This is a genomic window from Shigella sp. FJ200513, assembly GCF_040495915.1.
Taxonomy (GTDB): Bacteria; Pseudomonadota; Gammaproteobacteria; order Enterobacterales; family Enterobacteriaceae; genus ECMA0423.
Map to the genome: position 1 here is coordinate 1 of NZ_JBDYCV010000018.1, position 21,596 is coordinate 21,596.

General features: G+C 51.3%; 19 protein-coding genes, 1 other RNA gene, 1 pseudogene and 1 other annotated feature. Of the genes and pseudogenes, 11 read left to right on the plus strand and 10 right to left on the minus strand.

What is annotated here, in order from left to right:
• The coding region (locus tag ABZJ92_RS06155) for a transposase (RefSeq protein ID WP_276198290.1) at positions 1-482 on the plus strand (482 nt) is incomplete at its 5' end.
• A gap of 29 nt (positions 483-511) precedes the next feature.
• On the opposite strand, the gene ABZJ92_RS06160 is transcribed toward ABZJ92_RS06155, so the two are convergent.
• Positions 512-823: an MGMT family protein gene (locus ABZJ92_RS06160; RefSeq protein ID WP_000409911.1), complete on the minus strand. Its 312-nt coding sequence runs from the start codon at positions 821-823 to the stop codon at positions 512-514.
• Between the two features lie 162 nt (positions 824-985).
• Between ABZJ92_RS06160 and ffs the strand changes: the two genes are divergently transcribed.
• Positions 986-1,082: signal recognition particle sRNA small type (gene ffs / locus ABZJ92_RS06165), an RNA gene on the plus strand.
• Between the two features lie 119 nt (positions 1,083-1,201).
• Positions 1,202-1,555 carry a DUF1428 domain-containing protein gene (locus ABZJ92_RS06170; protein ID WP_000878140.1) on the plus strand — a complete coding sequence of 118 codons (354 nt, stop codon included), beginning with the start codon at positions 1,202-1,204 and terminating at the stop codon, positions 1,553-1,555.
• 41 nt (positions 1,556-1,596) lie between these two features.
• On the opposite strand, the gene pdeB is transcribed toward ABZJ92_RS06170, so the two are convergent.
• The 7 genes and pseudogenes from pdeB to acrA form a co-directional block, all read right to left on the minus strand.
• Positions 1,597-3,147, minus strand: coding sequence for a cyclic-guanylate-specific phosphodiesterase PdeB (gene pdeB / locus ABZJ92_RS06175; RefSeq protein WP_005098218.1), 1,551 nt, complete (start codon positions 3,145-3,147; stop codon positions 1,597-1,599).
• A 163-nt stretch (positions 3,148-3,310) separates the two neighbouring features.
• Positions 3,311-3,781, minus strand: a complete 471-nt coding sequence (locus ABZJ92_RS06180; protein WP_000136192.1) for a YlaC family protein — start codon at positions 3,779-3,781, stop codon at positions 3,311-3,313.
• Positions 3,782-3,896: 115 nt separating this feature from the next.
• Positions 3,897-4,448: pseudogene (maa, locus tag ABZJ92_RS06185) on the minus strand (maltose O-acetyltransferase).
• Positions 4,449-4,619: 171 nt separating this feature from the next.
• The gene (locus ABZJ92_RS06190) at positions 4,620-4,838 is read right to left on the minus strand and encodes an HHA domain-containing protein (RefSeq protein WP_001291435.1); all 219 of its coding nucleotides are present in this window, start codon (positions 4,836-4,838) and stop codon (positions 4,620-4,622) included.
• A gap of 25 nt (positions 4,839-4,863) precedes the next feature.
• Positions 4,864-5,238 carry an Hha toxicity modulator TomB gene (gene tomB, locus ABZJ92_RS06195; RefSeq protein ID WP_000344797.1) on the minus strand — a complete coding sequence of 125 codons (375 nt, stop codon included), beginning with the start codon at positions 5,236-5,238 and terminating at the stop codon, positions 4,864-4,866.
• A gap of 545 nt (positions 5,239-5,783) precedes the next feature.
• Positions 5,784-8,933, minus strand: a complete 3,150-nt coding sequence (gene acrB, locus ABZJ92_RS06200) for an efflux RND transporter permease AcrB (protein ID WP_001132484.1) — start codon at positions 8,931-8,933, stop codon at positions 5,784-5,786.
• Positions 8,934-8,955: 22 nt separating this feature from the next.
• Complete coding sequence (gene acrA / locus ABZJ92_RS06205; protein ID WP_011069267.1) at positions 8,956-10,149, minus strand: multidrug efflux RND transporter periplasmic adaptor subunit AcrA; 1,194 nt, start codon at positions 10,147-10,149, stop codon at positions 8,956-8,958.
• Between the two features lie 141 nt (positions 10,150-10,290).
• Here acrA and acrR point away from each other — a divergent pair, with 141 nt between their 5' ends.
• Together acrR and mscK are read left to right on the plus strand one after the other, a co-directional pair.
• Positions 10,291-10,938: a multidrug efflux transporter transcriptional repressor AcrR gene (gene acrR / locus ABZJ92_RS06210; RefSeq protein ID WP_000101737.1), complete on the plus strand. Its 648-nt coding sequence runs from the start codon at positions 10,291-10,293 to the stop codon at positions 10,936-10,938.
• A gap of 127 nt (positions 10,939-11,065) precedes the next feature.
• Positions 11,066-14,428, plus strand: a complete 3,363-nt coding sequence (gene mscK / locus ABZJ92_RS06215) for a mechanosensitive channel MscK (RefSeq protein ID WP_000177726.1) — start codon at positions 11,066-11,068, stop codon at positions 14,426-14,428.
• Between the two features lie 211 nt (positions 14,429-14,639).
• On the opposite strand, the gene rsmS is transcribed toward mscK, so the two are convergent.
• A complete protein-coding gene (gene rsmS, locus ABZJ92_RS06220) occupies positions 14,640-14,801 on the minus strand; it encodes a pleiotropic regulatory protein RsmS (RefSeq protein ID WP_000051152.1) in 162 nt (53 codons plus the stop codon).
• Between the two features lie 13 nt (positions 14,802-14,814).
• Positions 14,815-15,342, minus strand: a complete 528-nt coding sequence (priC, locus tag ABZJ92_RS06225) for a primosomal replication protein N'' (RefSeq protein ID WP_000844881.1) — start codon at positions 15,340-15,342, stop codon at positions 14,815-14,817.
• A 69-nt stretch (positions 15,343-15,411) separates the two neighbouring features.
• Here priC and ABZJ92_RS06230 point away from each other — a divergent pair, with 69 nt between their 5' ends.
• From ABZJ92_RS06230 to htpG, 6 genes are all read left to right on the plus strand, one after another.
• Positions 15,412-15,789 (plus strand): DUF454 family protein, encoded by a 378-nt coding sequence (locus ABZJ92_RS06230; protein WP_001188905.1) that lies wholly within the window; start codon positions 15,412-15,414, stop codon positions 15,787-15,789.
• Positions 15,790-15,941: 152 nt separating this feature from the next.
• Positions 15,942-16,493, plus strand: coding sequence for an adenine phosphoribosyltransferase (gene apt / locus ABZJ92_RS06235; protein ID WP_005052987.1), 552 nt, complete (start codon positions 15,942-15,944; stop codon positions 16,491-16,493).
• 128 nt (positions 16,494-16,621) lie between these two features.
• Positions 16,622-18,547, plus strand: coding sequence for a DNA polymerase III subunit gamma/tau (gene dnaX / locus ABZJ92_RS06240; RefSeq protein WP_000122039.1), 1,926 nt, complete (start codon positions 16,622-16,624; stop codon positions 18,545-18,547).
• Positions 17,880-17,944: a sequence feature (DnaX frameshifting element), on the plus strand. Its footprint overlaps the gene before it by 65 nt.
• A 52-nt stretch (positions 18,548-18,599) precedes the next feature.
• Positions 18,600-18,929 carry a YbaB/EbfC family nucleoid-associated protein gene (locus tag ABZJ92_RS06245; RefSeq protein WP_000467098.1) on the plus strand — a complete coding sequence of 110 codons (330 nt, stop codon included), beginning with the start codon at positions 18,600-18,602 and terminating at the stop codon, positions 18,927-18,929.
• Entirely contained in the window at positions 18,929-19,534 is a 606-nt protein-coding gene (gene recR / locus ABZJ92_RS06250) for a recombination mediator RecR (RefSeq protein ID WP_001195025.1), read from the plus strand. Before ABZJ92_RS06245 ends, recR begins: the two co-directional genes overlap by 1 nt.
• Positions 19,535-19,643: 109 nt before the next feature.
• Complete coding sequence (gene htpG, locus ABZJ92_RS06255; RefSeq protein WP_000678191.1) at positions 19,644-21,518, plus strand: molecular chaperone HtpG; 1,875 nt, start codon at positions 19,644-19,646, stop codon at positions 21,516-21,518.
• Positions 21,519-21,596 lie beyond the last annotated feature (78 nt).

The following is a 21,596-nucleotide window of genomic DNA, read 5'->3' on the forward strand; positions in this document are numbered from 1 at the left end:
GAAAAGTCTGCCATCTGCTGACGTCGATGACGGACGCCATGCGCTTCCCCGGAGGAGAAATGGCGGATCTGTACAGTAATCGCTGGGAAATCGAACTGGGATACAGGGAGATAAAACAGACGATGCAACTGAGCAGGCTGACGCTGAGAAGTAAAAAGCCGGAGCTTGTGGAGCAAGAGCTGTGGGGTGTCTTACTGGCTTATAATCTGGTGAGATATCAGATGATTAAAATGGCGGAACATCTGAAAGGTTACTGGCCGAATCAACTGAGTTTCTCAGAATCATGCGGAATGGTGATGAGAATGCTGATGACATTGCAGGGCGCTTCACCGGGACGTATACCGGAGCTGATGCGCGATCTTGCAAGTATGGGACAACTTGTGAAATTACCGACGAGAAGGGGAAGGGCCTTCCCGAGAGTGGTAAAGGAGAGGCCCTGGAAATACCCCACAGCCCCGAAAAAGAGCCAGTCAGTTGCTTAACTGACTGGCATTACTCCGCCCGGAGAGGGTTAGTAGTTCCAGCGATAACGCTGCAAGTCGATTTGCCCGCTTCCCGATACCATCACACCTTCTGCCAGTAATGCCTGTCGCTGACGCTGTAAATCCGGCCCGGTTAGCGAAATTGTGCCATGGCGATTAACCACCCGGTGCCAGGGTAAGGTGCTGCCTTCAGGGAGACGCTTTAACACACCGCCCACCTGGCGCGCGGCGCGGGGCGATCCCGCCAGTTTCGCCACATCACCGTAAGTGGTGACATAGCCTTCGGGAATAGCGGCGACGATTTGCCAGACGCGTTGGGGAAATGAATCTTCTTTTTCCATCTTTTCTTCCTGAGGTAATTTTTCAGCATAATCTGGAAAAACGCCCGAGTGAAGTCGCATTGCGCAAGAAACCAGCATCTGGCACGCAATGGGTTGCAATTAGCCGGGGCAGCAGTGATAATGCGCCTGCGCGTTGGTTTTCAACGCTCTCAATGGGGGCTCTGTTGGTTCTCCCGCAATGCTACTCTGTTTACCAGGTCAGGTCCGGAAGGAAGCAGCCAAGGCAGATGACGCGTGTGCCGGGATGTAGCTGGCAGGGCCCCCACCCATTTCTGCCTCCCACCGTTTCGTCAAAAAATCCCAGCATGGCTAAACTTTAACCACAACTGACGTCGCAAGAATTGTCTGGCTGCGCAGTACGCTTCGGAGGTATGTCTGATGAAGTATGTTGATGGTTTTGTGGTTGCCGTTCCTGCCGATAAAAAGGATGCCTATCGGGAAATGGCCGCTAAGGCCGCGCCATTGTTTAAAGAGTTTGGCGCGCTTCGTATTGTCGAATGCTGGGCCAGCGATGTGCCGGATGGCAAAGTGACCGATTTTCGTATGGCGGTGAAAGCGGAAGAGAATGAAGAGGTTGTCTTTAGCTGGATTGAATACCCTTCAAAAGAGGTCCGCGACGCAGCTAATCAAAAGATGATGTCGGACCCACGGATGAAAGAGTTCGGCGAGTCCATGCCGTTTGACGGCAAGCGAATGATCTATGGCGGATTCGAGTCAATCATCGACGAATAGGTAGCGTGACGGGCTGTGCGGCGTGCCGTCAGCCCAAAAATTCACAAATGTTGCTCGGCCCAGCGTAAGAAATCTTCTTTCGGTAATGCCTTGCTGTAGAGCCAGCCCTGACCGTAGTGCACGCCATGCTGGCGTAGCCACTCTTCTTGTTTACTGGTTTCGATTCCCTCCGCTACCATTTTCAGTTTCAGTGTTTTTGCCATTTCGATGATATGCGGCGTGACATTTTTATATTCCAGCGCATCAACGAAAGATTTATCGATCTTCAGAATGTCGACATCCAGATCCTGTAAATAACTTAAACTTGAATACCCCGTACCAAAATCATCAAGATAAATTTCATGGCCCGCCTCCCGGTAGCGAGAAATTATCGGGGCGCTGGTTTTCGGATCGGCAAACTCGCGTTCAGTGAGTTCAAGCGCGATCTGTCTGGGATTAACCTGATAGTGATTGATCATTTCACGCAGCAATTGCGGGATTTTTTCCGAGGTGAGCACGGTGGATTCAAGATTGATCGAAATATGCTGCTGTGGATGCTGACGCAAGCAGTCGCCCATATCTTCAAAGACGCTTCTTATAATCAGTAGCGTCAATGGCTCAGAAAGGCCCGTTTGCTGTGCCAGCGGAATAAAACTATCTGGTGACAACCAACTACCGTCTGTCTGCGGCCAGCGCGCCAGTGCCTCAGCACCGACAATTTTGCCATTGGCTAAGGAGACAATCGGCTGATAGTGCACGCAAATATCACGATTTTCGATAGCATCCTGCAGCCGATGATGCGGTGATTGGATACGGCGCAAAATACGCAGCACAAACATCGCTGCCAGCAGGCCAATCACCAACCCGAGCGGTAACCAAATAAAGACTTGCCGATGCCAGCCTTTCTGCAACATTTTCGTTGAAGCCCAGGTGATGATCGAAATATTCATCTCCAGGAAGGGCAGTATATCGTAAATGATCCCATTATTTTCGATATGCTCACCGGGTGTTTTTTGTAGCCTGGTAATAATTCCCTGAGCAATTTCATCGCTGCTGGTTATGACAACGTTATGGGCATTGCCAATAATGGCGGCATCAATTTGCCATGAACTATAGGGAATGACATCAATAAAGGAAGCGGGGTCGATCATGACGACATAATGTGCCGTTCCCATGGCGACCATGTAACGGATAATGCCTAAATCGTTATGCGATGTTAACCAGACACGATAACCATCTTTCGAAATTTTACCTAGCTCGGGAAAGGTATCGGGCGGACTTTCATGCTCCAGAGACGAACACTGGGGAACGTTGTTATCGATATAAACCACTTCCTGAATATAGCGATAACTGTAAGATACCCGACGCATTTCCATGAGATGGGCTTCGCTACAGGCAGCGCCTTGCCATCTTTCCAGCTCCTGCAGCGCATCTTTCCCTTGTGTCGCCACCTTATTGGCTCGAATAGCGACGCGGGAGGAATAGGTATCCAGCTCTTCAATAAACGATGTTTCTACCTGCTGATGGGCCAGCCAGATGCTTAAGCCGACAGGCAGCAATACTGAAAGAATCAGTACTCCCGAAATAAGGCCGACCAGATGTCGTGTTCTCACCAGCATATCCTTATTAACACAGTGTAGGGAAAGTATATCTGATTGTGGAAAAAGGCTGGCAGGAGATAAGGAGGTAGAGCTGGTATTTCATGAAGTGATGGGTGGAAACGATCATTGTCATTTGACCAGGCGCAGAGCTTTACGCCTGGTATGTAACCCTAACTTAAGATGTTGATTCGGCGCGAGCGAGGGTAAAAATATCGTAAAAAGACAGTTCACCTTTACGGACGATCATTTTTTGCAGTTGTTCCTTATGAACATCCGCGACACGCGGAGAGTTCAAGATGGCTTCAACCAGCGCGGCAGGTACAAAGCGCGTGTTGTACCATTCGCCGTTATAGCAAACGCGGAAATCCAGCACGTCGATATCTTCATAGCGGTAGCGTGGGTAGACATCGAAAAAGAAGAAACCATTAAGCAGGATAAATAATACAACCAGTAGCCAGACAGAGCCTGACAGCGTTTCGGACTGCAACATCACCGCCAGGGTGGCAAAAAAAGCAACGTACATACCGATAAACAGCCCCGGATGTTTACGGATAAAACTGATACTAAAGCGGGGTTTGTTGTCGCGTTTTTCGCGGGTATTCAGAGACTCAATCGTTTCGGTCAGCAGGCGTTGTATTTCGGTCATCGTTTGCCTTCGTGGTATCTGCAACTTTCCAGGGAACACCCTATTTTAACGTGGGAATAGTAGAGGGGAAGTAACAGATCTACCACAATTTTGCATAACAGTTGCGAAAAACCGATTACAATTTTTTAATTATTCTGGCTGGATTACCGCCCACGACAACGTTGTCCGGGACACCTTTTGTGACAACTGCACCTGAAGCTACCACGACGTTATCACCAATGGTCACACCAGGGTTAATGACCGCGCGTCCGCCAATCCAGACGTTATTACCGATGGTGACGGGTTTCCCCAGTTCAGCACCGCTATTACGTGCTACAGGGTCGATGGGATGTGTTGCCGTGTAGATATGAACGCCTGGTGCCAACATACAGTTATCACCGATGCGAATAGGGCAGACATCAAGCATCACGCAATCGAAGTTGGCGAAAAAATTATTGCCGAGAAAAATGTTATAGCCATAATCACAGCGAAACGTTGGCTCAATATAAGCCTCTGTCACCTGACCGAATAAATTAGCGAGAATTTACTGGCGTAATGTGTGCTCTTCCGCCAGGGAATGATTGTATCGGTGAATAAGCTGACGAGCGCGCAGGCGATCGCGAGATAACGTCTCATCTGCCGAGCGATACAACTCACCAGCAATCATCTTTTCTTTTTCTGTGCTCATTACTGACCTCCGGTTGCTGAAAATGCGGCAACACAGTAAGACGAAAAGTCAGTGAAGAGAACGTTCTCATTACATCTGTGTGATAAAGATCACATAGGGTATGTCTTCATGGCGAAAAAGTATAAAATTCTTAATAAACAGCCGGTTATAGCACCGAAAGCGAATTATTTATTAGCGAATAAATTTCCATACTGAGGAAGGGATCTTGTCGTACAGTTTATTCATGGTCAATTCGGCGAGGCGGTGATCTGCGGCTGAGTAAAATACCGCCAGTTCATTATCTGATAATTCGTATTTATTTTTCTCGATAACACGCTCCAGCGTGTCAATTGTCTGGCAACGACGTAAACGCATTAAATAATCGGTTTTTGTTAAAGGTTTTTCGGACATACTTCTACCCATGGTTGTAATAATTCTAACAAGATAAACTCGCAGGATTCTCTTTCGTCGCGTTGACAAAACAACGGAATAGTCGATTACCTGACTTCCGCCATTTCTGAAGAGCCTGCATATTAATACCATAACTGCTGAACAACATAAAGGTGTCATCCAGATATTCGTCGATCTGCTCAATGAGCTTATTGTCTTCATTATACTTAATTTTGTAATTAAGTGCGAAGGTCGCAATATGCTCAATCAGTTCATTCAACTGGAGGTTGATCGCCGAGGTTGGGTCGTTAACCCAACCATGATTGCTTTCTTCAAGGTTTGCAAGACAGTCATGATACAGGGTTTCACAGAGAAACTTAAGCTGTGCGATATCATGTCTTTTGGGTGAGTATTCATCCATAACGCGTCCCCTTCTTAGTGGTTGAACTAACGGACACCTTTCGGGATGGAAAAAACTTACTGACCTAGACTTGCCCTCTCGTTTGTTAGCTTAACTATAAGCCACTCTTTGCAGGTTTTCATCGCATTATTACGAAACATTACAATTAGGAAGGAATCGGGACAGGACTCACTTTTTCATACTAGCACTAACCCGCAGCAGGTAAAAGCAGTTTGCTCGAACTGTTCATAACATTTCAGGATTATCGCCAGATGAAATTGGTGACACTAATACCAGGATTGCTCTGAATATGACGTAATAACCGAGGAATGAATAAAGAATTACCGCAAATAATTAAGAATAGCCTCTAAATGATTATGGATTATTAAATCTATTAGCGCTACTTAATATAAATTAACTAACAATCAGTATTTTTTATGAATTTTATACGTGGTTAATACTGGTTTTCGTATGAGATCCTGAGTTGGTGGTTCAATTACTCCTTAATGTTCGTAGGTTATGCATAAAAAAGGCCGCTTACGCGGCCTTAGTGATTACATGTTGTATCAATGATGATCGACAGTATGGCTGTGCTCGATATCTTCATTCTTGCGGCTAAAGCGGCGGCGAACCACCACAAAGAATACCGGAACGAAGAAGATTGCCAGTACCGTTGCGGTCACCATCCCGCCCATTACACCGGTACCTACTGCGTTCTGCGCGCCGGAACCAGCACCAGTACTGATAACCAGCGGCATAACGCCGAGGATAAACGCCAGCGAGGTCATCAGGATCGGACGTAAACGCATCCGCACCGCATCAAGCGTCGCTTCAATCAGACCTTTACCTTCTTTATCCATCAAGTCTTTGGCGAATTCGACGATAAGTATCGCGTTCTTCGCCGACAACCCAATGGTTGTGAGCAGTCCTACTTGGAAGTAAACGTCATTGGTCAGGCCACGGAAGGTGGCAGCCAGCAACGCACCGATAACCCCCAGCGGAACGACCAGCATAACGGAGAACGGAGTCGACCAGCTCTCGTACAGCGCCGCCAGACACAGGAATACGACAATCAACGAAATCGCGTACAGTGAAGGTGCCTGGTTGCCGGAGAGACGTTCCTGATAGGACATCCCCGTCCAGTCATAGCCAACACCGGTAGGCAGTTTGCTCGCCAGTTGTTCCATCAGCTCCATTGCTTCACCGGTACTTTTACCCGGTGCCGCCTGGCCTAAGATTTCCATGGATGGCAGGCCGTTGTAACGTTCCAGACGCGGCGAACCGTACTCCCAACGAGAAGAGGAGAACGCCGAGAATGGCACCATCTGACCATCAGCAGCACGAACATACCAGTCGCCGATATCATCCGGCAGCATACGGTATTTCGCTTCTGACATGACGTAAACTTTCTTCACACGACCGCGGTCGATAAAGTCGTTCACATAGCTACCGCCCCATGCAGCGCCCAGAGTGGTGTTAATGTCGTTGATAGAAACACCCAGCGCCTGCGCTTTTTCCTGGTCGATATCAATCTTAAACTGCGGGGTATCTTCCAGACCGTTTGGACGTACGCTGGTCAGCATATCAGGGTGCTTCGCTGCTTCTGCAAGCAGCTGGTTACGCGCCTGAGTCAGTTTTTCGTGACCAAGGCCAGCCTGGTCAATCAGCTCAAAGTCAAAGCCGGTTGCAGTACCCAGTTCCACGATTGCGGGCAGGTTAAAGGCGAAAACCATCGCATCTTTGATTTGCGAGAAAGCGCGTGTTGCACGCATGGTAATCGCTTCAACTTTGTTTTCTTCGCCCGGACGATCGGCCCAGTCCTTCAAGGAAACGAACGCAATACCGGTATTCTGACCACGTCCCGCAAAGCCGAAGCCGTTAACGGCGAACACCGACTCAACGTTGTTCTTTTCTTTGGTCAGATAGTAATGCGTTACCTCATTGAGCACTTTCTGCGTACGTTCCTGCGTTGCACCTGCTGGCAGCTGAACCATGGTCATAAATACGCCCTGGTCCTCATCTGGCAAGAAGGAGCTTGGCAGACGCACGAACAGATAGGCCATGCCGACCACGATGATCAGATACAGCACTAGGTAACGCCCCGTACTGCGCAGAATACCGCCTACGCTGTCGGTGTAGTGGTGCGTGCTCTTCTCGAACATGCGGTTCAACCAGCCGAAGAAGCCTTTTTTACCTTCCCCGTGATCGCCTTTGGCAATCGGTTTCAGCATGGTGGCACAAAGAGCCGGAGTCAGGATCAACGCTACCAGTACCGACAGCGCCATTGCTGAAACAATGGTAATAGAGAACTGACGATAGATAGCACCAGTAGAACCGCCAAAGAAGGCCATCGGTACGAATACCGCCGACAGTACCATCGCGATACCGACCAGAGCGCCCTGAATCTGCCCCATCGACTTACGGGTAGCTTCTTTTGGCGGCAAACCTTCTTCCGCCATAACACGCTCCACGTTTTCTACCACAACGATAGCGTCATCCACCAACAAGCCGATGGCGAGCACCATCCCGAACATTGTTAGCGTGTTTATCGAGAAGCCAAAGGCGGCAAGGACGGCAAAGGTCCCGAGCAATACCACCGGTACGGCAATGGTCGGAATCAACGTCGCGCGGAAGTTCTGCAGGAACAGATACATAACCAGGAACACGAGGATGATCGCTTCGACCAGCGTTTTAACCACTTCGTGAATAGAGATTTTCACGAACGGCGTGGTGTCGTACGGGTAAACAATTTTCAGACCCGACGGGAAGAACGGTTCCATCTTCGCCAGTTCAGCACGGATTGCCGCAGCGGTATCCAGCGCGTTTGCACCGGTCGCCAGCTTGATCCCCAGACCGGAAGCAGGTTGGCCGTTAAACTCTGCGATGATGTCGTAGTTCTCACCACCCAGCTCAATCTTCGCCACATCACGCAGCAGTACGCGGGAACCATCCTGATTCACTTTCAGCAGGATTTTGCCGAACTCTTCAGTAGAGGTCAGACGCGTCTGAGCAATAATAGAGGCGTTAAGCTGTTGGCCTTTCACCGGCGGCGTACCACCGAGCTGACCCGCCGCAACCTGGGCGTTCTGCGCTTTGATGGCGGTAATGACATCAACCGGCGTTAGCTGGAATTTGTTCAGCTCATTCGGGTTCATCCAGATACGCATCGCGTACTGTGAACCGAACAACTGAACATCACCCACGCCCGACGTACGGCTGATGGCATCTTTCATATTCGCCGCTACGTAGTCAGAGATATCCTCCTGCGTCATGGTGCCATCGGTGTTGATAACGCCGACAACCATCAGGAAGCTGCTGGATGATTTCTCAACGCTCACCCCTTGCTGCTGAACTTCTTGCGGCAGCAACGGCATCGCCAGCTGCAGTTTGTTCTGCACCTGAACCTGCGCGATATCCGCATCAGTACCAGACTCAAAGGTCAGGGTGATCTGCACGGTACCCGTGGAGTCACTGTTAGAGGACATGTACATCAGGTTATCGATACCGTTCATATTCTGTTCGATAACCTGTGTCACCGTGTCCTGCACTGTTTTCGCATCAGCGCCGGGGTAGGAGGCGGAGATCGTTACTGCCGGCGGTGCAATCGTAGGATATTGCGCCACCGGCAGTTTGAGGATCGCCAGCCCCCCTGCCAACATGATGATAATGGCGATCACCCACGCAAAAATCGGGCGATCGATAAAGAAATTAGGCATGTCTTAACGGCTCCTGTTTAAGTTAAGACTTGGACTGTTCAGGCTGAGCACCGCTTGCGGCTTGCTGGTTATTATCAGCGGTAACTTCTTGTGCTTTTACCTGGACACCAGGACGCACTTTCTGCAGCCCACTTATTACTACGCGATCGCCTGCTTTCAGACCTTCTGTCACCAGCCACTTATCGCCAATAGCCTGGCTTGCAACGATCGGACGGGTTTCCACTTTGTCATCCGCGCCAACTACCAGTACGGTGGCATCACCACGCGGCGTACGGGTTACGCCCTGTTGCGGGACTAAAATAGCGTTTGGATTAAGCCCTTCTTCCAGACGTGCGCGCACGAACATACCCGGCAGCAGAGTGTGATCCGGGTTCGGGAAGATAGCGCGTAGGGTGATAGACCCAGTGGTCTGATCAACGGTAACGTCAGAGAATTCCAGCGTACCGTCCTGCGGGAACTTAATGCCGTCACTGGTGATCAGCGACACTTTGGCTTTGCCGTTCTCTTGTTTCAGCGTGCCATTCGCCAGTTCCTGTTTCAGGCGAAGGAAGTCGTTGCTGGACTGGGTCACATCAACGTAGATCGGATCAAGTTGCTGCACGGTTGCCAGCACAGTCGCCTGACCGTTCTGTACCAATGCGCCTTCCGTCACGTTCGACTTACCAATGCGACCGCTAATCGGAGAGGTGACTTTGGTGTAAGCCAGATTGATCCGCGCAGTTTCAACGGCAGCTTTCGCCGCAGTTACCGCAGCATTCGCCTGTTGCGCATCAGCCAGAGCCTGATCGTACCCTTGCTTACTGATGTACTGAGTACCGAGCAGTTTCTGATAACGATTCACCGTCAATTGCGCGATATTGGCTGCAGCCTGGGCTTTCGCCAGATCACCTTTCGCACTGTCGTATGTCGCCTGATAGGTCGCAGGATCAATCTGATAGAGAGAGACACCAGCTTCGATGTCGCTACCTTCTTTGAAATTACGCTTCAGGATAATCCCGCTAACTTGAGGACGAACTTCTGCGATCCGGTAGGCACTGGTGCGACCTGGAAGCTCGGTTGTGATCTGCAGAGGTTCAGTTTTGACTGTTACTACGCCAACGGCGGGCATCTGCTGGCCACCTTGTTGGGCCTGTTTGTCGTCACATCCTGTTAGGGCTAAGCTGCCTGAGAGCATCAGAACGACCGCCAGAGGCGTAAACCCTCTGTTTTTGTTCATATGTAAACCTCGAGTGTCCGATTTCAAATTGGTCAATGGTCAAAAGTTAATAAACCCATTGCTGCGTTTATATTATCGTCGTGCTATGGTACATACATTCACAAATGTATGTAAATCTAACGCCTGTAAATTCACGAACATATGGCACGAAAAACCAAACAAGAAGCGCAAGAAACGCGCCAACACATCCTCGATGTGGCTCTACGTCTTTTCTCACAGCAGGGGGTATCATCCACCTCGCTGGGCGAGATTGCAAAAGCAGCTGGCGTTACGCGCGGTGCAATCTACTGGCATTTTAAAGACAAGTCGGATTTGTTCAGTGAGATCTGGGAACTGTCAGAATCCAATATTGGTGAACTAGAGCTTGAGTATCAGGCAAAATTCCCTGGCGATCCACTCTCAGTATTAAGAGAGATATTAATTCATGTTCTTGAATCCACGGTGACAGAAGAACGACGTCGATTATTGATGGAGATTATATTCCACAAATGCGAATTTGTCGGAGAAATGGCTGTTGTGCAACAGGCACAACGTAATCTCTGTCTGGAAAGTTATGACCGTATAGAACAAACGTTAAAACATTGTATTGAAGCGAAAATGTTGCCTGCGGATTTAATGACGCGTCGGGCAGCAATTATTATGCGCGGCTATATTTCCGGCCTGATGGAAAACTGGCTCTTTGCCCCGCAATCTTTTGATCTTAAAAAAGAAGCCCGCGATTACGTCGCCATCTTACTGGAGATGTATCTCCTGTGCCCCACGCTTCGTAATCCTGCCACTAACGAATAACCCTGAATCTGACTCCAGGATTTTTCCTGGACATTTTCGTCGTTGCTATTCTGGTTCACTGCGTCGTGATATTCTTGCGGTTTGACTTTTTCAGGTCGTTCTTCAGGTTCAGAAACCTTCATTCATCATGACTATGTTCCAGTATTACAAACGATCACGGCATTTTGTTTTTTCAGCATTTATTGCTTTTGTTTTTGTCTTGTTATGCCAGAACACGGCGTTTGCGCGGGCGTCATCGAATGGTGATCTGCCGACAAAAGCGGACCTGCAGGCGCAACTTGACTCACTAAATAAACAAAAAGATCTTTCTGCTCAGGACAAACTGGTGCAGCAGGATCTGACAGATACATTAGCCACCCTCGATAAAATCGATCGCATAAAAGAAGAGACAGTTCAGCTACGGCAAAAAGTCGCTGAAGCGCCGGAAAAAATGCGCCAGGCGACCGCGGCGTTAACAGCACTTAGCGATGTCGATAACGACGAAGAAACGCGCAAAATTCTGAGTACGCTTTCGTTGCGCCAGCTGGAAACTCGCGTTGCCCAGGCGCTGGACGATTTGCAAAACGCACAAAACGATCTGGCGTCTTATAACAGCCAGCTGGTTTCGTTACAGACGCAGCCCGAACGCGTGCAAAATGCGATGTATAACGCTTCGCAGCAGCTGCAACAAATTCGCAGTCGTCTGGATGGGACTGATGTCGGCGAGACTGCCTTACGTCCCAGCCAGAAAGTGTTAATGCAGGCTCAGCAGGCGTTGCTGAATGCGGAGATTGACCAGCAGCGTAAAAGCCTGGAAGGGAACACCGTCTTGCAGGATACCTTGCAAAAGCAACGTGATTACGTGACGGCGAACAGCGCCCGTCTGGAGCACCAGTTGCAGCTGTTGCAAGAAGCGGTAAACAGCAAGCGCCTGACTTTAACTGAAAAAACGGCGCAGGAAGCCGTCTCCCCGGATGAAGCCGCGCGTATTCAGGCTAATCCGCTGGTGAAACAGGAACTGGAAATTAACCAGCAGTTAAGTCAGCGTCTGATTACCGCGACTGAAAACGGTAATCAGTTGATGCAGCAAAACATTAAAGTCAAAAACTGGCTGGAGCGGGCGCTGCAATCGGAACGCAATATTAAAGAGCAGATTGCCGTCCTGAAGGGCAGCCTGCTGTTGTCTCGTATCCTTTACCAGCAACAACAAACGCTGCCCTCGGCGGATGAACTGGAAAACATGACCAACCGCATCGCGGATTTGCGTCTCGAACAGTTTGAAGTTAACCAGCAGCGTGATGCACTCTTCCAGAGCGATGCGTTCGTCAACAAACTGGAAGAAGGTCACACCAACGAAGTCAACAGCGAAGTTCACGATGCGTTATTGCAAGTGGTTGATATGCGTCGCGAATTGCTGGATCAACTCAACAAACAGTTGGGTAACCAGCTGATGATGGCCATTAACCTGCAAATCAACCAGCAGCAGTTAATGAGCGTATCGAAAAACCTGAAATCCATCCTGACTCAGCAAATCTTTTGGGTGAACAGTAACCGTCCAATGGACTGGGACTGGATCAAAGCGTTCCCGCAAAGCCTGAAAGATGAATTTAAGTCGATGAAAATCACGGTGAACTGGGAAAAAGCCTGGCCTGCCGTTTTTATCGCTTTCCTCGCCGGTTTGCCGCTGCTGTTGATTGCCGGGCTGATCCACTGGCGTCTGGGCTGGCTGAAAGCGTATCAACAGAAACTGGCTTCCGCTGTGGGTTCCCTGCGTAACGATAGCCAGCTCAACACACCAAAAGCGATCCTTATCGACCTGATCCGCGCGCTGCCGGTGTGCCTGATTATTCTCGCGGTTGGCCTGATTCTGTTGACCATGCAGCTCAACATCAGCGAACTGCTATGGTCGTTCAGTAAAAAACTGGCGATTTTCTGGCTGGTGTTTGGCCTGTGCTGGAAGGTACTGGAGAAAAATGGCGTTGCCGTGCGTCACTTCGGCATGCCGGAGCAGCAGACCAGCCACTGGCGTCGGCAAATTGTCCGCATCAGTCTCGCGTTGCTGCCTATCCATTTCTGGTCTGTGGTGGCAGAACTTTCCCCGCTGCATCTGATGGATGATGTGCTGGGGCAGGCGATGATTTTCTTCAACCTGCTGCTGATTGCCTTCCTGGTATGGCCAATGTGCCGCGAAAGCTGGCGTGATAAAGAGTCGCACACCATGCGACTAGTCACCATTACCGTGCTGTCGATTATCCCGATTGCATTGATGGTGCTGACTGCCACGGGTTATTTCTACACCACGCTGCGCCTCTCCGGGCGTTGGATTGAAACCGTTTATCTGGTGATCATCTGGAACTTGCTCTACCAGACGGTATTGCGCGGCTTAAGCGTAGCGGCGCGGCGTATCGCCTGGCGTCGTGCGCTGGCGCGTCGGCAGAATCTGGTGAAAGAGGGCGCAGAAGGTGCCGAACCGCCGGAAGAACCCACCATTGCACTGGAGCAAGTTAACCAGCAGACGCTGCGTATTACCATGTTGCTGATGTTTGCGCTGTTCGGTGTCATGTTCTGGGCAATTTGGTCCGATTTGATCACCGTGTTCAGCTATCTCGACAGCATCACGCTCTGGCATTACAACGGCACTGAAGCTGGCGCTGCGGTGGTGAAAAACGTCACCATGGGCAGTCTGTTGTTTGCGATTATCGCCTCAATGGTGGCCTGGGCGTTGATTCGCAACCTGCCTGGTTTACTGGAAGTGCTGGTGCTCTCGCGACTGAATATGCGCCAGGGCGCGTCGTATGCCATTACTACCATCCTTAACTACATCATTATTGCCGTTGGTGCGATGACGGTGTTCGGATCGCTGGGCGTCTCTTGGGATAAACTCCAGTGGCTGGCCGCAGCATTATCCGTAGGTCTTGGTTTTGGTTTACAAGAAATTTTCGGTAACTTCGTCTCCGGTTTGATCATTCTGTTCGAACGTCCGGTGCGTATTGGCGATACGGTAACCATTGGTAGCTTCTCGGGGACGGTAAGTAAGATCCGTATTCGTGCGACAACGATTACCGATTTCGATCGCAAAGAAGTGATCATCCCGAACAAAGCGTTTGTTACCGAGCGTCTGATCAACTGGTCGTTGACTGACACTACTACGCGTCTGGTGATCCGTCTCGGCGTGGCCTATGGCTCCGATCTGGAAAAAGTGCGTAAAGTGTTACTGAAGGCGGCGACTGAGCACCCAAGGGTGATGCACGAACCAATGCCGGAAGTCTTCTTTACGGCATTTGGTGCCAGCACGTTGGATCATGAGCTGCGTCTGTATGTGCGTGAACTGCGTGACCGTAGCCGTACTGTCGATGAGCTGAACCGTACTATCGATCAGCTGTGCCGTGAAAACGACATCAACATTGCCTTTAACCAGCTTGAAGTGCATCTGCACAACGAGAAGGGCGATGAGGTGACGGAAGTAAAACGCGACTACAAAGGCGACGATCCGACACCAGCGGTTGGGTAATAACCAAAGGGGGCGACATTTAGTTGCCCCGAGATTACTGACAAAGTGCGCGTTGTTCATGCCGGATGCGGCGTGACCGCCTTATCCGGCCTACGAAACCGCAAGAATTCAATATATTGCAGGAGCGGTGTAGGCCTGATAAGCGTAGCGCATCAGGCAGTTTTGCGTTTGCCCGCAATCTTAGGGGACATTTAGCGGCCCCATTTATTTCTCACTTTTCCGCCTCATCATCGTGCGTTAATTTCTTTTCATAATCACGCTTTACAATATCCAGCGCGCGCAGCACGGTACTGGCAGGGATCTGATTTTCCTCCAGCAGCACAATCAAATCGACAGCCAGTTTGACATCGTCAGGGGCATTTTCAAGTGACATACTCTTTCCATTGCTAGCGGGTTAAGCGCGCTAGCCTGTTTTCGATTTTTTCCAGCGCATGGCGGCAGCGTGCCAGGCGCGCTTCATAGGCTTCCACTTCACGATGCAGCGTTTGCTGTTCCACGAGATCGGTCACCCGCGCCAGGCGGGCTCTGCGTTCGGCAACCATCTCACGTAGCCGCCGCTCAAAATCCTGATGCTGAATACGTTTACGCTGCCAGCGGGAAATTTTCGGTGGCGCACTGTCCCACTCGCGCAATGACCAGGCGGAGGCTTCACGCGCGATGGCTTCCAGTTGTGCCGCCAGATGTTCCGCCAGCCAGGCCACTTGCGGCAGCTGTTGCTGCTCAACTGCATGACGAAGCGCAGCCAGATTATCGCCCGCCTCGTCGAGACAAGACTGTAGTGTTGTCGCACGAGTCTGAAAAAGATGCCTGTCGAAACGAGCACTTAGCGTGGCGAACTGTGACACCGGGGCACAACGCTGACGCAGCGTAGCGAGCTGTCCTTCCAGTTTTTCCAGCAGCAGGGCGGTTTTCACGATAAGACCTCAATGAAAATGATAATTGTTATGCTAAAGTAGCCACTATGTAAGCTGACAACACTCAATATGCAACGAATCATTTTAATCATCATTGGCTGGCTGGCGGTAGTGCTGGGTACGCTGGGCGTGGTATTACCGGTATTACCGACGACGCCGTTTATCCTGCTGGCGGCCTGGTGCTTTGCCCGTTCTTCCCCGCGCTTTCACGCCTGGTTGCTGTACCGCTCATGGTTTGGCAGCTATCTACGTTTCTGGCAGAAACATCATGCGATGCCGCGCGGCGTCAAACCGCGGGCGATTTTGCTTATTTTGCTCACGTTTGCCATTTCTCTGTGGTTCGTCCAGATGCCATGGGTGCGCATCATGTTGCTGGTAATTCTCGCCTGTTTGCTTTTCTATATGTGGCGAATTCCGGTGATTGATGAAAAGCAAGAAAAGCACTGAAGCACAACAATCGCAGTTGCAATTATTGCGTACAGCCAGTACATTCTGGCGTTTTCGAGCACAGGCGCAGGCGGTCAAAGGTTAAACAACAGTTACTTTTGATACGTTTAAAACGCGCCGTGAGTACCACCGTAACAAGCAGGCATACACTTATGACCGCGACTGCACAGCAGCTTGAGTATCTCAAAAATAGCATCAAAAGCATTCAGGACTACCCAAAACCCGGCATTCTTTTCCGCGATGTCACCAGCTTACTGGAAGACCCGAAAGCTTACGCTCTCAGCATCGACTTGCTGGTTGAGCGTTACAAAAATGCGGGCATTACCAAAGTTGTCGGCACCGAAGCGCGTGGCTTCTTGTTTGGCGCTCCGGTAGCTCTGGGTCTGGGCGTTGGCTTTGTACCGGTCCGTAAACCGGGCAAACTGCCGCGTGAAACCATCAGTGAAAATTACGACCTGGAATACGGCACCGATCAGCTGGAAATCCACGTTGATGCCATCAAACCGGGCGACAAAGTTCTGGTGGTGGACGATCTGCTGGCAACCGGCGGCACTATCGAAGCGACCGTTAAACTGATCCGTCGTCTGGGTGGTGAAGTGGCTGACGCTGCGTTCATTATCAACCTGTTTGATCTCGGCGGCGAACAGCGTCTCGAAAAACAGGGCATTACCAGCTACAGCCTTGTCCCGTTCCCGGGCCATTAATTATCGCCAGTCTTGTGCTGCCCACGCTACGGACAGCACAAGATGTGCATTCAGCCTCGCCGTTCTGACGGGGCTGTGTTAGCATTACCCCTTCGTGAATCCACCTTCCAGCGTTTCAGAGCCTGCCAATGAGTTATCAGGTTTTAGCCCGAAAATGGCGCCCACAAACCTTTGCTGACGTCGTCGGCCAGGAACATGTGCTGACCGCACTGGCGAACGGCTTGTCGTTAGGGCGTATTCATCATGCTTATCTTTTTTCCGGCACCCGTGGCGTCGGAAAAACCTCTATCGCCCGACTGCTGGCGAAGGGGCTAAACTGCGAAACCGGCATTACCGCGACGCCGTGCGGCGTGTGCGATAACTGTCGTGAAATCGAGCAGGGGCGCTTTGTCGATCTGATTGAAATCGACGCCGCCTCGCGCACCAAAGTTGAAGATACCCGCGACCTGCTGGATAACGTCCAGTACGCTCCGGCGCGTGGTCGTTTCAAAGTTTATCTGATCGACGAAGTGCATATGCTGTCGCGCCACAGCTTTAACGCACTGTTAAAAACCCTTGAAGAGCCGCCGGAGCACGTTAAGTTTCTGCTGGCGACGACCGATCCACAGAAATTGCCGGTGACGATTTTGTCACGCTGTCTGCAATTTCATCTCAAGGCGCTGGATGTCGAGCAAATTCGCCATCAGCTTGAGCACATCCTCAATGAAGAACATATCGCTCACGAGCCGCGGGCGCTGCAATTGTTGGCGCGCGCCGCTGAAGGCAGCCTGCGAGATGCCTTAAGTCTGACCGACCAGGCGATTGCCAGCGGTGACGGCCAGGTTTCAACCCAGGCGGTCAGTGCGATGCTGGGTACGCTTGACGACGATCAGGCGCTGTCGCTGGTTGAAGCGATGGTCGAGGGCAACGGCGAGCGCGTAATGGCACTGATTAATGAAGCCGCTGCCCGTGGTATCGAGTGGGAAGCGTTGCTGGTGGAAATGCTCGGCTTGTTGCATCGTATTGCGATGGTACAACTTTCGCCTGCTGCACTTGGCAACGACATGGCCGCCATCGAGCTGCGGATGCGTGAACTGGCGCGCACCATACCGCCGACGGATATTCAGCTTTACTATCAGACGCTGTTGATTGGTCGCAAAGAATTACCGTATGCGCCGGACCGCCGCATGGGCGTTGAGATGACGCTGCTGCGCGCGCTGGCGTTCCATCCGCGTATGCCGCTGCCTGAGCCAGAAGTGCCACGCCAGTCCTTTGCACCCGTCGCGCCAACGGCAGTAATGACGCCAACCCTGGTGCCGCCGCAATCAGCGCCGCAGCAGGCACCGACTGTACCGCTCCCGGAAACCACCAGCCAGGTGCTGGCGGCGCGCCAGCAGTTGCAGCGCGTGCAGGGAGCAACCAAAGCAAAAAAGAGTGAACCGGCAGCCGCTACCCGCGCGCGGCCGGTGAATAACGCTGCGCTGGAAAGACTGGCTTCGGTCACCGATCGCGTTCAGGCGCGTCCGGTGCCATCGGCGCTGGAAAAAGCGCCAGCCAAAAAAGAAGCGTATCGCTGGAAGGCGACCACTCCGGTGATGCAGCAAAAAGAAGTGGTCGCCACGCCGAAGGCGCTGAAAAAAGCGCTGGAACATGAAAAAACGCCGGAACTGGCGGTGAAGCTAGCGGCAGAAGCCATTGAGCGCGACCCGTGGGCGGCACAGGTGAGCCAACTTTCGCTACCAAAACTGGTCGAACAGGTGGCGTTAAATGCCTGGAAAGAGGAGAGCGACAACGCAGTATGTCTGCATTTGCGCTCCTCTCAGCGGCATTTGAACAACCGCGGTGCACAGCAAAAACTGGCTGAAGCGTTGAGCATGTTAAAAGGTTCAACGGTTGAACTGACTATCGTTGAAGATGATAATCCCGCGGTGCGTACGCCGCTGGAGTGGCGTCAGGCGATATACGAAGAAAAACTTGCGCAGGCGCGCGAGTCCATTATTGCGGATAATAATATTCAGACCCTGCGTCGGTTTTTCGATGCGGAGCTGGATGAAGAAAGTATCCGCCCCATTTGATCGTAAGCACAGCTTACGTTCGTCATCCTTAACGTGATTGAGAGAGAAACCTATGTTTGGTAAAGGCGGTCTGGGTAACCTGATGAAGCAAGCCCAGCAGATGCAAGAAAAAATGCAGAAAATGCAGGAAGAGATCGCGCAGCTGGAAGTTACCGGCGAATCTGGCGCAGGTCTGGTAAAAGTGACCATCAACGGTGCACACAACTGCCGTCGCGTAGAGATCGACCCGAGCCTGCTGGAAGACGACAAAGAGATGCTGGAAGACCTGGTGGCTGCAGCATTCAACGACGCAGCACGTCGTATTGAAGAAACGCAGAAAGAAAAAATGGCCTCTGTATCCTCCGGAATGCAGCTGCCGCCTGGCTTTAAGATGCCGTTCTGATGCAAACCAGCCCGCTGTTAACACAGCTTATGGAAGCACTGCGCTGTCTGCCGGGCGTTGGCCCGAAGTCGGCGCAGCGTATGGCGTTCACGCTGCTTCAGCGCGATCGTAGCGGCGGGATGCGTCTGGCGCAGGCGCTCACCCGGGCGATGTCGGAAATCGGCCACTGCGCCGATTGCCGCACTTTCACCGAACAGGAAGTCTGTAACATCTGTTCGAATCCGCGTCGTCAGGAAAACGGTCAAATCTGTGTGGTGGAGAGTCCGGCGGACATCTACGCCATTGAGCAGACGGGGCAGTTTTCTGGTCGTTATTTTGTGTTGATGGGGCATCTGTCACCGCTGGACGGCATCGGTCCGGATGATATCGGGCTTGATCGTCTGGAACAGCGTCTGGCAGAGGAAAAAATCACTGAAGTGATCCTCGCCACCAATCCCACGGTTGAAGGTGAAGCTACCGCTAACTACATTGCCGAGCTTTGCGCGCAATATGACGTGGAAGCCAGCCGAATCGCTCATGGCGTACCGGTTGGCGGCGAACTGGAAATGGTCGATGGCACCACGCTGTCACACTCCCTCGCCGGGCGTCATAAGATTCGTTTTTAAGCAAACGAGAGCAGGAGCACCTGCTCTCGCTTGAAATTATTCTCCCTTGTCCCCATCTCTCCCTCATCCTGTTTTTAACCTTAAAATGGCATTATTGAGGTAGACCTACATGAAAGGACAAGAAACTCGTGGTTTTCAGTCAGAAGTGAAACAGCTTCTGCACCTGATGATCCATTCTCTCTATTCCAATAAAGAAATCTTCCTGCGTGAGCTTATCTCTAACGCCTCCGATGCGGCGGACAAGCTGCGTTTCCGTGCGCTATCTAACCCGGACCTGTACGAAGGTGATGGCGAACTGCGCGTTCGTGTCTCTTTCGATAAAGACAAGCGCACGCTGACCATCTCCGATAACGGCGTGGGGATGACCCGCGACGAAGTGATTGACCATCTGGGGACTATCGCTAAATCCGGTACCAAATCATTCCTCGAATCCCTGGGTTCTGACCAAGCGAAAGACAGCCAGCTGATCGGTCAGTTTGGTGTTGGTTTCTACTCTGCGTTTATCGTGGCCGACAAAGTGACCGTGCGTACTCGCGCGGCAGGCGAAAAACCAGAAAACGGCGTCTTCTGGGAATCGGCTGGCGAAGGTGAATATACCGTTGCCGATATCACCAAAGAAGATCGTGGTACTGAAATCACCCTGCATCTGCGTGAAGGCGAAGACGAGTTCCTCGATGACTGGCGCGTGCGTTCCATCATCAGCAAATACTCCGACCATATCGCGCTGCCGGTAGAGATCGAAAAACGCGAAGAGAAAGATGGCGAAACCGTTATCTCCTGGGCAAAAATCAACAAAGCGCAGGCGCTGTGGACTCGTAACAAGTCGGAAATCACCGATGAAGAGTATAAAGAGTTCTACAAACACATCGCCCACGACTTTAACGATCCGCTGACCTGGAGCCACAACCGCGTTGAAGGTAAGCAGGAGTACACCAGCCTGCTGTACATCCCGTCCCAGGCTCCGTGGGATATGTGGAACCGTGATCATAAACACGGCCTGAAACTGTACGTTCAACGCGTGTTTATCATGGACGACGCTGAACAGTTCATGCCGAACTATCTGCGCTTCGTGCGTGGTCTGATTGACTCCAGCGATCTGCCGCTGAACGTTTCCCGTGAAATCCTCCAGGACAGCACGGTAACGCGTAACCTGCGCAATGCGCTGACCAAGCGTGTGCTGCAAATGCTGGAAAAACTGGCGAAAGACGACGCGGAAAAATACCAGACCTTCTGGCAACAGTTTGGCCTGGTACTGAAAGAAGGTCCGGCGGAAGATTTCGCTAACCAGGAAGCGATCGCCAAACTGCTGCGTTTTGCTTCTACTTATACCGATTCTTCTGCGCAGACCGTGTCTCTGGAAGACTACGTTTCCCGCATGAAAGAAGGGCAGGAGAAAATCTACTACATCACTGCAGACAGCTATGCGGCAGCGAAGAGCAGCCCGCACCTGGAACTGCTGCGTAAGAAAGGCATCGAAGTTCTGCTGCTTTCCGACCGCATCGATGAGTGGATGATGAACTATCTGACTGAGTTCGACGGTAAACCGTTCCAGTCGGTGTCTAAAGTTGACGAGTCGCTGGAAAAACTGGCTGACGAAGTTGATGAGAGCGCGAAAGAAGCGGAGAAAGCACTGACTCCGTTCATCGACCGCGTGAAAGCTCTGCTCGGCGAGCGCGTGAAAGATGTCCGTCTGACTCACCGTCTGACCGATACGCCAGCGATCGTTTCGACCGACGCGGACGAAATGAGCACTCAGATGGCGAAACTGTTCGCTGCGGCGGGCCAGAAAGTGCCAGAAGTGAAATACATCTTCGAACTGAACCCGGATCACGTACTGGTGAAACGTGCGGCAGATACTGAAGATGAAGCCAAGTTCAGCGAGTGGGTAGAACTGCTGCTGGATCAGGCGCTGCTGGCAGAACGCGGCACGCTGGAAGATCCGAACCTGTTTATTCGTCGTATGAATCAGCTGCTGGTTTCCTGATGTCATGCCGGATGACCTTTGTGTCATCCGGCATTTTTCTTTTCATCATCTGTACTTTCCGCAAATTATCTCGCCATT